At 65.0% G+C, this 14,182-nt stretch carries 9 protein-coding genes; 5 read left to right on the forward strand and 4 right to left on the reverse strand.

All coding sequences use genetic code 11. The features are described 5' to 3' along the window. Nucleotides 1-269: 269 nt before the first annotated feature. The gene (locus tag QF038_RS16020) at nucleotides 270-1,418 is read left to right on the forward strand and encodes an ROK family protein (protein WP_307611209.1); all 1,149 of its coding nucleotides are present in this window, start codon (nucleotides 270-272) and stop codon (nucleotides 1,416-1,418) included. A 211-nt stretch (nucleotides 1,419-1,629) separates the two neighbouring features. Further along, nucleotides 1,630-1,959 (forward strand): DUF6457 domain-containing protein, encoded by a 330-nt coding sequence (locus tag QF038_RS16025; protein WP_307611211.1) that lies wholly within the window; start codon nucleotides 1,630-1,632, stop codon nucleotides 1,957-1,959. 118 nt (nucleotides 1,960-2,077) lie between these two features. On the opposite strand, the gene QF038_RS16030 is transcribed toward QF038_RS16025, so the two are convergent. After that, the gene (locus QF038_RS16030; RefSeq protein ID WP_307611213.1) at nucleotides 2,078-4,405 is read right to left on the reverse strand and encodes an FdhF/YdeP family oxidoreductase; all 2,328 of its coding nucleotides are present in this window, start codon (nucleotides 4,403-4,405) and stop codon (nucleotides 2,078-2,080) included. Between the two features lie 247 nt (nucleotides 4,406-4,652). Between QF038_RS16030 and QF038_RS16035 the strand changes: the two genes are divergently transcribed. The 3 genes from QF038_RS16035 to QF038_RS16045 all read left to right on the forward strand — a co-directional run bounded on the left by QF038_RS16035 (nucleotide 4,653) and on the right by QF038_RS16045 (nucleotide 11,423). Continuing rightward, on the forward strand, nucleotides 4,653-6,380 hold the full coding sequence (locus QF038_RS16035; protein ID WP_307611215.1) for an ATP-dependent DNA helicase RecQ: 1,728 nt from the start codon (nucleotides 4,653-4,655) through the stop codon (nucleotides 6,378-6,380). 53 nt (nucleotides 6,381-6,433) lie between these two features. Further along, nucleotides 6,434-7,639, forward strand: a complete 1,206-nt coding sequence (locus QF038_RS16040) for a TerC family protein (RefSeq protein ID WP_307611217.1) — start codon at nucleotides 6,434-6,436, stop codon at nucleotides 7,637-7,639. Nucleotides 7,640-7,778: 139 nt separating this feature from the next. Then, nucleotides 7,779-11,423, forward strand: coding sequence for a TM0106 family RecB-like putative nuclease (locus tag QF038_RS16045; protein ID WP_307611218.1), 3,645 nt, complete (start codon nucleotides 7,779-7,781; stop codon nucleotides 11,421-11,423). 32 nt (nucleotides 11,424-11,455) lie between these two features. Here the strand turns inward: QF038_RS16045 and QF038_RS16050 are convergent, their stop codons facing one another. The 3 genes from QF038_RS16050 to QF038_RS16060 form a co-directional block, all read right to left on the reverse strand. Beyond that, nucleotides 11,456-11,785 carry an acylphosphatase gene (locus QF038_RS16050; protein WP_307611219.1) on the reverse strand — a complete coding sequence of 110 codons (330 nt, stop codon included), beginning with the start codon at nucleotides 11,783-11,785 and terminating at the stop codon, nucleotides 11,456-11,458. Nucleotides 11,786-11,935: 150 nt separating this feature from the next. After that, nucleotides 11,936-12,853 carry a glycosidase gene (locus QF038_RS16055; protein WP_307611221.1) on the reverse strand — a complete coding sequence of 306 codons (918 nt, stop codon included), beginning with the start codon at nucleotides 12,851-12,853 and terminating at the stop codon, nucleotides 11,936-11,938. Nucleotides 12,854-13,117: 264 nt separating this feature from the next. Beyond that, nucleotides 13,118-14,179 (reverse strand): adenosine deaminase, encoded by a 1,062-nt coding sequence (locus tag QF038_RS16060; RefSeq protein ID WP_307611223.1) that lies wholly within the window; start codon nucleotides 14,177-14,179, stop codon nucleotides 13,118-13,120. Nucleotides 14,180-14,182 lie beyond the last annotated feature (3 nt).

Consider the following 14,182-nt stretch of genomic DNA (forward strand, 5'->3'; position numbering starts at 1 on the left):
GGAAGCGGTGCCGCGGTTCGCGCGCTCGGCCCCGTCGCCAAACGGTGCGGGCCACTTCGGCCGCGCCGCCGGAACAGGTGCTGAATACTTCCCGGGCCTGTGAGCGCAGTCACAGGCCCGGGACTTGTGCCTAAAGGCTATCCAAATGTTGCCTAGCTGTCTAGCATTAGCTGCAGAACCATTCGACATGAGCGGGAGAGTGTTTTGTCCGATGCGCTCCCGGAGCACCTAGGATTGCAAGAGTGCCTTTTGAGCGGTAGGAGCCATCTATGTACGTGGGACCTGGGGATGTCCTTCACCTGATCCGGTCCGGCCAGGCCCGGACGCGGGGGGATATCCAGGAAGAAACGGGCATGTCCCGCATGACCGTGGCCCAGCGTGTGGACACCCTGCTCAAGGCGGAACTGATCCGGGAGGCCGGCACAGCCCGGCCCTCGGGCGGCCGCCGCCCCACCGACCTCGCCTTCAACCTCCAGCACTCCTGCGCAATCTCGGCCTCTGTGGAAACGACATCCAGCCGGGTGGCCCTGACGGATCTTGGCGGTGCAATCCTTGCCGACGAACACCTGGACATCGCCGTGGACGACGGTCCGGAGAAGGTGCTCCACGCCATTACCCAGGCGGGGCGCGAACTGTTGAAGCGCTCGAAGATGCCATTGGCCAAGGTTTCCGGGGTGGGCATCTCCATCCCCGGTCCCGTCGACCCCGGGACGCTGCGGCCCTCGCAGCCGCCCATCATGCCGGGGTGGGACGCCTACCCCGTGGTGGAGCTCATCCAGGAGGCCTTCCCTGTACCGGTCCTGGTGGAGAACGACGCCGACGCCATGGCGGTGGGCGAATACAGCGCCGGTTTTGCCGGCACGAGTTCGCTTTGCCTGGTGAAGGTGTCCACCGGCATCGGCACCGGGCTGGTGATCAACGGGCAGATCTACCAGGGAGTGGATGGCGGCGCCGGGGACATCGGGCATGTCCGCCACCCTGCCTTCGCCGAACTGCAATGCCAGTGCGGCTCCTTCAGCTGCCTGGCGGCGGGAGCAAGCGGCGGCGCCATTGCCCGCAGGTTGACCGAGCTGGGCATCCCTGCCTCCTCCGGCCGTGACGTGCGCCAGCAGCTGCTGGCGGGAAACGTAGACACGATGCGCCTCACGCACGAGGCAGGCAGGCGGCTGGGCGAGGTGATGGCAACGGTGGTGTGCCTGCTGAATCCGGCGGTCCTGCTCATTGCCGGTGACCTTGCTTCGTCATCCCTGATTGGCGGAATCCGGGAAACCCTGTACCCGATGTCGCTCCCGCGTGCCACCCGGCACCTGGACGTGCGGTTGGCTGCCCTGGGTGAGGATGCCGGCATCCGGGGCATGACCTCACTTTTGGTCAACCAGGTCTTCTCCCCCGCCGCGGTCAACGCCCGGCTCGCCTAGCCATGCCCTCATAATTGGCCTGGTCGCCCACCCAGCCGCCCGTGTCCACATACCCGGGGCCAGAGCCAGAAGGGCGGCGGCTCTACCCTGTTTGGGATGAGGGGTTTTAGGAACCCGATGACTTCGGCGGTGAAGCCTTGTAGTGTCAGCACCGGTAACAGCCGGCCTCGGGGCAAAGTGGATCCTCGGGATGTTGATGAAGGAGCAGACCATGGCAGTCAGTGACGAAGAAGCACAAGTGCTTGACCAGTGGAGCAACAGGCTTGCCCAGGCGCTGCAGATCCTGGACCTCAAGGTGGACAACGAACTGCTCCTGGACCTGGCCCGCAAGTCCGCCGACTCCGTGATCCACCCCGCCGCCCCGGTCACCACGTTCCTGGTGGGCTACGCCGCCGGGTTGGAAGCCGGCACTGGCAGCGCCGGGTCGCGGGAAGCATCCAGTGCGGCGGTGCAGCGGGCGGCAAGCGTTGCCTTCGGCCTTTGCGACGACGGGCACGAGGGCGGCCCCGCCAGCCAGGGCTGGGCGGACACCGCCCAATAAGGGCCTGGTGATTGAGCTTGTCTTAGGTGCCGGTGATTGAGCTTGTCGAAATCGGGCCGGGTAATTGAGCTTGTCGAAATCGGGCTGGTGAATACAGCTTCGACAAGCTCAACGACCGCTACCCCGCGGCTGTTGGCTCCTCTTCGAGTACCAGGACCGGCTCGAGCTTCACGATCACGGCCTTGGATGCGGGCGTCTGACTGCCCTCGGCCACGCTTTCCAGCGGCACCAGGACGTTGGCCTCCGGGTAGTAGGCGGCGGCGCACCCGCGGGCCGTAGGGTAGGACACCACGCGGTAGCCCCTCAGGACCCGCTCCGCGTTGTCCGGATACACGCCCCAGATATCTACGTGCTGGCCGTCCTCCAGCCCCAGATCGGTGAGGTCTGCTGGGTTCACGAACACCACCTCGCGGCCCTTCTTGATGCCCCTGTAGCGGTCGTTGTGGCCGTAGATGGTGGTGTTGAACTGGTCGTGCGAGCGCATGCTTTGCAGGATCAGGGTGCCGGCCGGCCGTTCCACGTGTTCGAGTTCATTCACGGTAAGAATGGCCTTGCCCGTGGGGGTGTTGAAGGTGCGCGAGTCCCTGGGCCCGTTGGGCAGGATGAAGCCGCCCTCCTGCCTGATCTTCCGGTTGTAGTCCTCGCAGCCCACCACCACGCGGGAGATGTGCTCCCGGATGAGGTCGTAGTTCTTTTCGAAGCCTGCCCAGTCAGCGGCGATCCGGTCGCCCAGAACCCGGCGCGCCAGCCGGCTGACGATCGCCACTTCGGAGAGCAGTCCCGGCGCCACCGGCTCCACGGTTCCGTGGGAGGCGTGGACGGCGCAAACAGTGTCCTCCACCGAAACAAACTGCGGGCCGGATTCCTGGCGGTCGATCTCGGTGCGCCCCAGCGTGGGCAGGATCAGGGCCTCGGCGCCGGTCACGGCGTGGGAGTGGTTGAGCTTGGTGGAAATCTGGACCGACAGTTCGGTGCTCTCCATCGCCGCTTCAGCAGCGTGGGTGTCCGACATGGCGCCCACGAAGTTGCCGCCCAGCCCCACAAAAACCTTGATGCCGCCGTCGCGCATCTGTCGGATGGTCTCCACGGCGTCCGCTCCGTGCTCCCGGGGCGGTTCGAAGCTGAACTCCTTGCCGAGCGCATCCAGGAACGCAGGCGGCATCTGCTCCCAGATGCCCATGGTGCGGTCCCCCTGGACGTTGCTGTGTCCACGGATGGGCGAGGCGCCGGCGCCGGGTTTGCCGATGTTGCCCCGGAGCAGCAGCAGGTTGATGATCTCCTTGATGGTGGCCACGGCTTTTTTGTGCTGCGTGATGCCCATGGCCCAGGTGATGATTACTTTGTCTGCCTGCAGGTAGCGGTCCGCCAGTTCGTCGATTTCCTCCGAACGCAGCCCTGTGGCCTCAAGGACGGTGGCTTCGTCCAGGGTGGCGAGGTGTGCCTTCAGTTCTTCAAGCCCCTGGCAGTGCTCCTCCAGGAACTGATGGTCCAGCACGGTGCCCGGTGCCGCGGCTTCGGCGGCCAGGACCCGCTTGGAGACCGCCTGCAGCAGCGCCATGTCCCCGCCGAGCCGGATCTGCAGGAACTGGTCAGCCAGGTCCGTTCCGTGGCCGATGATGCCCTTCACCCGCTGCGGATTCTTGTAGCGCATCAGGCCCGCCTCCGGCAGCGGGTTGACTGCAACGATCTGCGCGCCGGCGTCCTTGGCTTCCTCCAGTGCGGTGAGCATCCGAGGATGGTTGGTCCCAGGGTTCTGCCCCAGGATGATGATCAGGTCAGCTTTTTCGAAGTCGTTGTAGGAGACCGTGGCCTTGCCCACGCCGATGGTCTGGCCCATGGCCCAGCCGGAGGATTCGTGGCACATGTTGGAGCAGTCCGGCAGGTTGTTGGTGCCGTATCCGCGAATGAACAGCTGGTACAGGAACGCTGCCTCGTTGGACGTGCGGCCGCTGGTGTAGAAGGCTGCCCGGTCAGGGCTTGGCAAGGAATTGAGCTTGTCCGCGATGATGCCGAACGCCTCGTCCCAGCCCACCGGCCGGTAATGGTCCTCGCCGGCCGGTTTGTACACGGGTTCGGTCAGGCGCCCCTGCATCCCCAGCCAGTACTCTGACCTTTCCCGCAGTTCGCTGACGGGATGCTCGGCCCAGAACTCCGATGAGACCACTACCGGGGTGGCTTCCCAGGTGACAGCCTTGGCGCCGTTCTCACAGAATTCGAACGTCTTGCGGTGGCCCGGGTCCGGCCACGCACAGCTCATACAGTCAAAACCGTCCTTCTGGTTCAGCGCCAGCAGGGTTTTCCTGGACCGCTCCAGGCCCATGTGCTCCAGCGCAGGCTTCATGGAGTGATAGACACCGGGGACTCCGGCGGCCCAGGTTTTGGGGTGTCCGGTCACCTCAAGTTCGGACTCGTCTGCCTCTTCAACCTTCGGATTTTTGCGCGCCACGCTGCATCCTCCTTGCTTGGCCCGGTCCCGAAAATACCGTGCACCTGCCGCGGGACTGGTTCCCTTCCACAGTTGTTCACAGGTGGCCGGGAAGTCAAGGACGCGGGCGCCGGATGTGGATAACAGGAGCGCTCGACTTGTCCACATAGCCTGCGGACGGTGACCACGTTGTGTCCGGGCCGCGCTAGGCTGGTTACCTCGGCTGAAGCAAGCGGCCGCAGGATCCACCGTTGCGGAGCCGCTCCCTATGCCCGACGATCGTGCCCTCGCCGCCCTGGCGGCCTCTTCCTTCTCCCTGCCCCGCCTCCGCGACGGCCAGCTGGCCGGAATGGCTGCCCTCGCAGGCGGCCGCGATGTCCTCGCGGTGATGCCCACCGGCTACGGCAAATCTGCTGTCTACCAGGTCGCGGCCCTGCACCTGAAAAACACGACGGGACGTCCCGCCGTCGTGGTTTCACCCCTCATTGCCCTGCAGGAAGACCAGCTGGACGGGCTGGCCGCGGATCTTGGTGCGGATGCCGCCGTCGCGATCAATTCCTCCCGTAGCGACGCGGAACTGGAAGCCGCGTGGCAGGCGGTTGAGAACGGCAGGGCCAGCTTCCTGTTCCTCGCCCCCGAACAGCTCGCCAAGCAGGAGACCCTGGACCGGATCGCGGACCTGGAGATCTCCATGTTCGTGGTGGACGAGGCCCACTGCGTATCCTCCTGGGGGCACGATTTCCGCCCCGACTACCTCAACCTTGGCAGCGTCCGTGAGCGCCTGGGCAACCCGCCGGTGGCAGCACTGACCGCCACTGCATCCCCGCCGGTGCGCGACGAGATCGCTGAACGGCTGCGTATGGAGGACCCGCTGGTCCTGGTCCATGGCTTCGACCGGCCCAACATCGGCCTCGATGTGGTCCGGCACCAGGAGGACAAGGGCAAACGCAAGGCAGTCCTGGAACAGGTCGCGGCGCTGGCCAGGGACCAGGGGCAGGGCCTGTTGTACGCCGCTACCCGCAAGGACACCGAGAAGTACGCGGCCAGTCTGGCCAAGGAAGGACTACGGGCGGAGGCGTATCACGCCGGCCGTTCGGCTGCCGACCGGGAGCGGATCCACGAGCTGTTCCTCGACGACCAACTGGACGTGGTGGTTGCCACCACCGCTTTTGGCATGGGCATCGACAAACCGAATGTGCGGTTTGTGGTGCATGCAGACATTCCGGAGTCGCTGGACGCGTACTACCAGGAGATCGGCCGGGCGGGGCGCGACGGCGAGCCTGCTTCGGCCATATTGCACTACCGCGCCGAGGACCTAGGCCTGCGGAAATTCTTCGGTACCAACTCCCCCGATCCGGACCGGCTGCTGGCTGTGCTGAAGGTCCTTAAGGCCGCGAAAGCGCCCGCTCCCAAGACGTCGGTGGCTGAACTGACCGGGTTCCCCGTGCGCCGCGTCACCGGCCTGGTCAACCAACTGGAGGAGGCGGGGGCAGTCACCACGGGCAAGCGCGGCATCCGGCTCACTTCCAAAGCCAAACTGCCCGCGCTGGTGCAGCGCGCCGTCGAACTGGCCGAGGCCCGGCAGCGCGTGGACCAGTCGCGGCTCACCATGATTCGTGGCTATGCGGAAACGGACAGTTGCCGGCGACAGTTCCTGCTGGGCTACTTCGGCGAGGATCTGCCGGAGCCGTGCGGCAACTGCGATGCCTGTGCTGGAGCCGCCGCCCAAGCGGATGCCGCCGGTGCAAAGGACTTGCACGACGGCGGGTCGGGCCCCGTGGGAAAGGGTTCCACTGGGAAGGGCTCATCCCGGCAGGCCTCCCCAAGTGCGGACGAGCAGTTCCCTTTGCAGTCGGCCGTCATCCATAAGGAGTGGGGTCCGGGGCTGGTGATGCGGCACGAGGACGACGTTATTACTGTCCTGTTCGAGCAGGAGGGGTACAAGACGTTGTCCCGTACCGCCGTCGTGGAGCATGAACTCCTGCGCCCTGCTTAGGTAAGCATGCTTTCGGTAGGCTGGGAGGACACTGACGACGAAAGGCCCGCCGCGTGGAAGTACCTTCTTATGTCTGGACGCTGACCATCGCAGGGATCGTTGGCCTGCTGGCTTTCGATTTCTTTTTCCATGTGCGGAAGGCCCACACACCCTCGCTGAAGGAATCGGCCACCTGGTCCGCGATTTACGTCAGCATTGCACTGCTTTTCGGGCTGGGCGTGCTGCTGTTCGGCGGGCCAACGATGGGCACCGAGTACTTCGCCGGCTACGTCACGGAAGAAGCGCTCTCGGTTGACAACCTCTTTGTGTTCCTCATCATCATGGCCAGTTTCAAGGTGCCGCGGGCGCACCAGCAGAAGGTACTCCTGTTCGGCATCGTCTTCTCCCTGATCGCCCGCACGGCCTTTATTTTCGTCGGCGCCACCTTGATCAACCGGTTCGCCTGGGTGTTCTATATCTTCGGCCTGATCCTCCTGATCACCGCCGGAAACCTGCTGCGGCCCGAAAACCACGACGACGAGGACGCGGACGGGCTGGTGGTGCGGCTCGCCAAGAAGTTCCTCCCGGCATCGCAACACTACGACGGTGACAAGCTCTTCACCATTGAAAACGGCAAGCGCGTCCTCACCCCGATGCTCCTGGTGATGGTGGCCCTCGGCGGCACGGACCTTCTTTTCGCGCTGGACTCCATCCCGGCGATCTTCGGCCTCACGCAGAACGTCTACATCGTCTTCACCGCTACGGCCTTCTCCCTGATGGGCCTGCGCCAGTTGTTCTTCCTGATCGACGGACTGCTGGACCGGCTGATCTTCCTCTCATACGGCCTGGCCGTCATCCTGGGCTTCATCGGTGTGAAGCTGATCCTGCACGCCCTGCACGAGAACACCCTGCCGTTCATCAATGACGGCCAGCATGTAAATGTAGTGGAGGTCAGCACGGAAGTCTCCCTGGGCGTCATCCTTGGTGTGCTGCTGGTGACCATCCTGGCCTCCGTTTTCAGCTCCAAGGGCAAAGCCAAGAACGCCGTCTCCGGTGCCAAGCGGCATGCCAACGAGTATTTGGACCTGAACTACGAGACGGACATGGCCGAACGGGACAAGATCTTCGCTGCCATGTGCCGCGAAGAGGACCAGATCCGCAAGCTGCCGGAGAAGTACAAAAAGCTCGTCCGCAACGAGACCGAGTTCATGAACCTGCTGCGCCGCGCGCACGCGGAGCACGACAAGGCACAGGTCCGGGCGGCGGCCAACGGGAGCTGACAGCTGTCCGCTGGCATGTTGGTCCCCGTCTGCCAGTGCCGGAATATCAGTCCCGCACCGGATTGTCAGTACCCCTTGCTAGGTTGGACTCAAGGCCACGGGAACCCTCCTCGGGCCTGGCTGTCGATGGGGAGGCCCCGTGTTTTTGATTGAAGCTGCAGCCGCCGGTGCGCCGCCGGACCTGGTGTTTTCCGCCAGTGACCTGGTGGCGGCCAGCGAGTGCGAGTACCGCGCGCTCCGGATCCTGGACGAGAAACTGGGCCGCTCCCCCAAGGCCGAATTTGACGCCGACGAGATGCAGGTCCGAGCCGGCAAGCTGGGCGACAAGCACGAGCAGACCGTCCTTGCCAGCCTGATCGCCAAGTACGGCGCATGGAATGCCAGCCGGGGAGCGGGCGTGTATTCCCTTGAGCGCGGCGAGAACCTGCGCGGGGAGCTCCAGGCCAAGCACGCGGAAACTGAGCTTGCCCTGCGCTCGGGGGCCGACGTCGTTTTCCAGGCAACGTTCTTTGACGGCGAGTTCCTGGGTTACGCGGACTTCCTGGTCAACGAGGCGGCCGGCACGGGCAGCCCCGGCCGTTACGAGGTTTGGGACACCAAGCTGGCCCGGCACGCTAAAGTGGGTGCCCTGCTGCAACTGGCAGCGTATGGGGACCAGCTCCTTGGGATGGGCCTGGAACCCTCCTCCACCGTGACCCTGGTGCTCGGAACCCGTGCGGGAGATGACTGGCTTCGCAGCAGCCACTCCCTCCCGGACCTGCTGCCTGTTTTCCGGGAACGACGCCGGCGCTTCCGCCAGCTGACAGCGCAGCACCGCGCCGCTGATACCACTGTGCAGTGGCAGCAGGCCGGGATCGTACACTGCGGCCGCTGCGACTATTGCTCCGAGCAGGTGCAAGAGCATCGGGACCTGCTGATGGTGGCCGGGATGTCTGTGGTGCAGCGCCGGAAGCTTCACGCCGCCGGCATCACCACCATCGACCAGCTCGCGGCCATGCCTGCTGACGACGCGAGGAACTCAGTGGTCCGGCTCCGGGCGCAGGCGCGGATGCAGCTGGGCCTGGATGCAGCCGCCGGGTCCAGGACGTTCACTAAAGACGGCCACCCGCACACAGTGTCATTCACGGTCCTGCCGGAGAACAGCATCGGGGCGCTCCCGGCACCCAGCCCGGGCGACATCTTCTTCGACTTCGAAGGCGATCCGCTCTGGCAGGACCCGGCCACGGGAGCGTGGGGCATCGAGTACCTCTTCGGGGTGATCGAGGCACCTGTTGCCGGGAGTTCCGGTGATCCTGTTTTCCGTCCGTTCTGGGCCCACTCCCGATCCGAAGAACGCCGGGCCTTCCTGGATTTCCTGGGCTATGTAGAGGAACGCCGCGCCCGGTATCCGGACATGCACGTCTACCATTACGCCGCCTACGAAAAAACAGCCCTGCGAAACCTTTCACTGGCGCACCAGGCCGGTGAAGACACCGTGGACGCCTGGCTCCGCGAAGGCCTGCTCGTGGACCTCTACGCCACGGTGCGGCAATCCCTGCGCATTTCCGAAGCGTCGTACTCCATCAAGAAGCTCGAACCGCTGTACATGGGAGACAACCTGCGTTCCGGGGACGTCAAGGACGCCGGCGCCTCCGTAGTTGCATACGCCGCATACTGCGCGGCCCGTGATGCGGGGAACGAGGCGGAGGCGGCAACAATCCTGGCGTCCATCTCCGACTACAACCGGTACGACTGCCTTTCCACACTCCGGTTGCGTGACTGGCTACTGGAAATCGCCGGGCCAGCCGGGACGGAACCTGCGTCAACGGCAGCTTCGAAAGCGCGGGCCGGTTCATCCGCTGGGACTGAATGGGATGAACGCAGGGAAGTGCCGGACGAGGCTGCCGGAACCCCTGAAACCCTCGAGGAGCGCCGGTTGCGGGAATACTTGGCCGGCCTGCCGGACAACCGCCCCTGGACGGACGACGAACGTGCCATCGCCATGGTCGCCGCGGCTACCGGCTACCACCGCCGCGAACGCAAGCAGTTCTGGTGGCAGCACTTCGACCGGGTGGAAGCACCTATCGAGAACTGGTCCGATCAGCGGAATGTTTTTGTGGTGTCTTCGGCCGAAGTTACCTCGGAATGGGCGCTGGCCAAGCCGCGGGAACGCATGCGGACAAGGGTCCTTCGGCTGCGCGGCACCATGTCCGAGGGCTCGGACTTCAAAGCTGACTCAAAATGGTGCCGGCTCTACGATGCCCCTCCTCCGGAGGGGATGGTCGCTCCTGACGCCGCTCCCGGTTCCCGGGCGTATACCTTCGCGACCAGGATCAGTGAGGTCGCGCCTGCCCCGGACAATCCGGAGCACACTTTCATCACCATCGCCGAGCGGGAGACCGGCAAGGTTGCCGCTTACCCGCACCTGCCGGTGGCGCTCACAGAAGACAAGCCGATACCTACGGACAGCATCGAAGCTGCCATCGCCGAGATTGCCGCCAGCGTCGGAGCGTCAGTGCCTTCGCTGCCGGCCCAGCCGGGACTCGACATCCTGCGCAAGCAATCCCCGCGCTTCCGGACCCTGCAGCAGCCCGTGGACGTCCCCCACGGCCCTGACGGTTCTGCCGATTACGCCGCGGCGATCACCGCGTCTGTCCGCGACCTCGACCGCTCCTACCTCGCCGTCCAAGGTCCCCCGGGTACGGGAAAGACCTACGTCGGTGCCCACGTCATCGGCAGGCTGGTGCGTGAGGGCTGGAAGATCGGCGTGGTGGGCCAGTCGCACAATGTGGTCGAGAACCTGCTCTGCTGTGCCATTGCTACCGGCGGGGTGGATCCGCGTGTCGTGGCGAAGAAGCTCGCGACACCGCACGACGTTCCCTGGCCGGCCACCGCCGAAGGCGACGTTGCACGGCTCCTGTCCTCGCCGGGCGGCTGCCTGGTGGGCGGCACCGCCTGGACCATGACGGGCAAGGAGGTGCCGGCAGGATCACTGGACCTGCTGGTTATTGACGAGGCCGGGCAGTTCTCCCTGGCCAACACCCTTGCTGTGTCCCAGGCCGCGAAACGGCTCCTTCTGCTCGGCGATCCCCAGCAACTGCCGCAGGTCACGCAGGGCGCACATCCCGAGCCCGTGGACGAATCAGCCCTGGGGTGGCTCGCCGCCGGGCACGCCACCCTGCCGGCCAACCTGGGATACTTCCTCGCGGACAGCTGGCGGATGCACCCCGAATTGTGCCGCGCCGTATCCCGGCTCAGCTACGAGGGAAAGCTCCAGTCCGCTCCGGCGGCGTCCCAGCGCCAGCTGGAACAGCTTCCTCCGGGCGTGGAAACTGTCTTCGTCGATCACAGCGGCAACGCCACAGCATCGAAGGAGGAAGCGGCAGAGGTGGTTCGCCAGGCGCGCCGCCACCTTGGGTTGAAGTGGACGCCGGGTGCGGACAGCGAGTCCCGTCCGCTGGGCCAGGAAGACCTGCTGGTGGTGGCCGCCTACAACGCCCAGGTCCACCTCATCCGGAAAGCCTTGGAGGAGGATGGCCTGCCGGACGTGCGGGTAGGAACGGTGGATAAATTCCAGGGCCAGGAGGCACCGGTGGTGCTGGTCTCGATGGCGTGCTCTGCGATCAGCGAGGCACCCCGCGGCGCCGAGTTCCTGCTGAACAGGAACCGCATCAATGTGGCGGTCTCCCGCGGGCAGTGGCGGGCAGTCATCATCCGCTCCCCCGAGCTCACAAATTACATGCCGCGCCGGCCCGCAGCACTCGAGGAACTCGGCGCCTTCATAGGGCTCAGTCCCCGGGAGTGAAGTGTCCCAGGCGTGAGGGGCCTGGGACGAAATCAGCGGGCATTGAAGCCGCGGAAGGTCCCCTCAGCTTCGGAGATGGAGTCCTCCACCCGTTCCACCCGGCCTGGTGTCCTGTCGGAATTCAGCCACTCCCGGAGCTCGTGGATCTTCCACTGCGGCCCCTCGGCAACCAAGCCGACTGAACCGTCGTCAAGATTCCTCACCTCGCCGGTGAGGCCCAGCTCCTCTGCCTTGCCCATTGTCCAGTAGCGGAATCCAACACCCTGCACCACGCCAAAAACGCGGGCAGTCAGCCGCACGGCCCCGGCACCAGGCGCAGCCGGATCAGGCTCTTCGGGCGGTGAACCTGCGTGCCTCGCCATGGGTGCCTTCCCCTCTTTCGCCGGCTTACTGGCCCACAAATTCTCGCGGGGCACTGTCCCACAACCAACCCTCCCAACTGAGTCGCAGTTAACGCTCCGAAAACGGGTTTTCGCAACGTTAACTGTCAGTCAGTTGGGAGGGTAAGGCGGTTAGTTGATGGTGATGTCGCGGGTGCTGTGGTTGTAGCGGATGGTGACGGTGCCGCCGTCGTGGTGCAGCTCGTGGTTGGGGCCATCGAACGTGCCGAAGGCGCCATAGTTTTCATCCCAGGACCGGTTCAGCGCGATCTTGAAGGTGTAGAAACCGGCCGGCAGTTCGGCGCTCTTCTTCCAGAGCTGGTCCAGGAAGTCGAACTCCATCTGCGCTTCGTCGTACTCCGGGGCCCAGTTCTCGGGTGCACCAAGGAGGGTGTTGAAGTCGCCCGCGACAGCCACGGCCTCCGGCTGCGGGTGCGTCTCGACATCCGGGCCCTCAAACGGCTCCGCGGCAGCAGCCTCATCGGCCTTGGCCGGAGCCTTGCCCTTACGCACTGCCTTCACCACCGGCTCAACGGCGTCCTCGATCACCTTGGCAGCCTTGCCCACAGCCGCGGCAGCCTTCTTGGCAGGGGTCTTCCTGGCGGTCTTCTTGGGCTCAGCCTTGGCCACTGCCGGCGCCGGGATTTCAGCAACAGCAGAGGTCTTGCGGACGAACCCTGCGGGAGCCGCAGGAACCGGGGTGTCGGCAGGAACCGGGGTGCCGGCGTCGAGCGCCGTGGCGAAGGACACGGCGTCCGGGTAGGCCACCGTGGCGCGCATGCCGTCTTCGGTGATGGTCCAGCCGGAGCGGCCCTTAACCAGCCAGCCGGCCTTGACCAGCTTGGCCGTGGCCGAGGTCAGCGTCTTGTGCCCGCGGGGAATCCCGCCGCTGAGCAGTTCGGCCTCGTGCTCGTTGAACGGCACGCGTGCCGTAGCCTCCGCGAGGACCTGCCCCGCGTTCAGTGCATCACCGGACCACACGCCTTCGGTCAGGACATCCAAAACGGTCTTGAGTCGAAGGAAGGTGTTTTCTGCGGTGGACTTGGCCATGATTCCCCTTTTATAAAAGCGATCGGTCTTAGGCATCTTGCCAACTGCCGGTTACATCGCGCGACTTAAAATGGTTAACTCTGCGTGTCGTGACCGACTATGAAGCGGAGATTCCCGCAAGTGAGTCTGGAGTATCGGGTGTAGGGCCGGCTGCATAACCCTGGAGCGACTCCACAGGTACCCGTTCTGCACCCCTCCGGACACGCCTGCGGCACCAAGTTTAGCCGCAAGTTGGCGCGGTTGTTGCCTTGGACACAGCGGACGTCATTGCGGCGCTTCGAGGCCGTTCAGTTCGGCCAGCAACTCTGCCTTCCGCTCTTCGGATGCGAAGGACGAATGGATGGAGTTCGCGGCCAGCCGGGCTTTGTCGAAATCGGAGAGTTCGAATACTGCGTCCAGCTGGCTGAAGTTGTCGTCCACATAGCCGCCGAAGTAGGCGGGATCATCCGAATTGACGGAGACGTTCAGTCCCGCGGCGAGCATGGCGGGCAGCGGGTGGTCGGCCAGGGTGTCCACCGCACGCAGCCGGACATTCGACAGCGGGCAGACGGTCAGCGGGGTGCGCGCGTCAACGAGCCGCTCCACCAACTCAGGATCTTCCATGCAGCGGATGCCGTGGTCGATCCGCTCCACGCCCAGGATGTCCAGGGCTTCCAGAATGTAGGACGGCGGCCCCTCCTCGCCTGCGTGCGCGGTGAGCCGCAGGCCCGCTTCGCGCGCTTTGGCGTAGAGCCGCTCGAATTTCGACGGCGGGTTGCCCACCTCGGCTGAGTCCAGGCCCACCGCGCCGATAGGGGCGTTCATCACCAGCAGGGCGTCGAATACTTCAAGCGCAGACTCTTCGGAGAGGTCACGCAGGAAGGCTGCGATCAGCAGGGTGGAGATCCCGAACTCTTCCTGGGACGTGGCCAGGACGGAGGCGACGCCGTTGACGCAGGTCTCCAACGGAATGCCCCGTGAAGTGTGGGCCTGCGGGTCCATCATGATCTCGGCGTGCCGCACACCGGCAGCAGCAGCGCGCTCCAGGTATGCACGGGTCATGTCGGCAAAATCCTGCTCCGTCTGCAGCACGGCCATGTTGGCGTAATACAGGTCCAGGAAGGACTGCAGGTGGGTGAACTCATAGCGTGCCCGCAGCTCATCCAACCCCGAATACGGCAAGCTGATGCCGTTCCGTTCGGCCAGCGCAAAAATCAGTTCCGGCTGGAGGGTTCCCTCGATGTGGAGGTGCAGTTCAGCCACCGGGAGGGGCTTGGCGGAGACCTCCAGCTCGGCTGCATCGGGCTCGGTTTCAGGCACGGCAGTACCGCCGGCAAAGTTATCCATCCG

The organism is Pseudarthrobacter sp. W1I19, from assembly GCF_030817835.1.
In the GTDB taxonomy this organism is placed as follows: Bacteria; Actinomycetota; Actinomycetes; order Actinomycetales; family Micrococcaceae; genus Arthrobacter.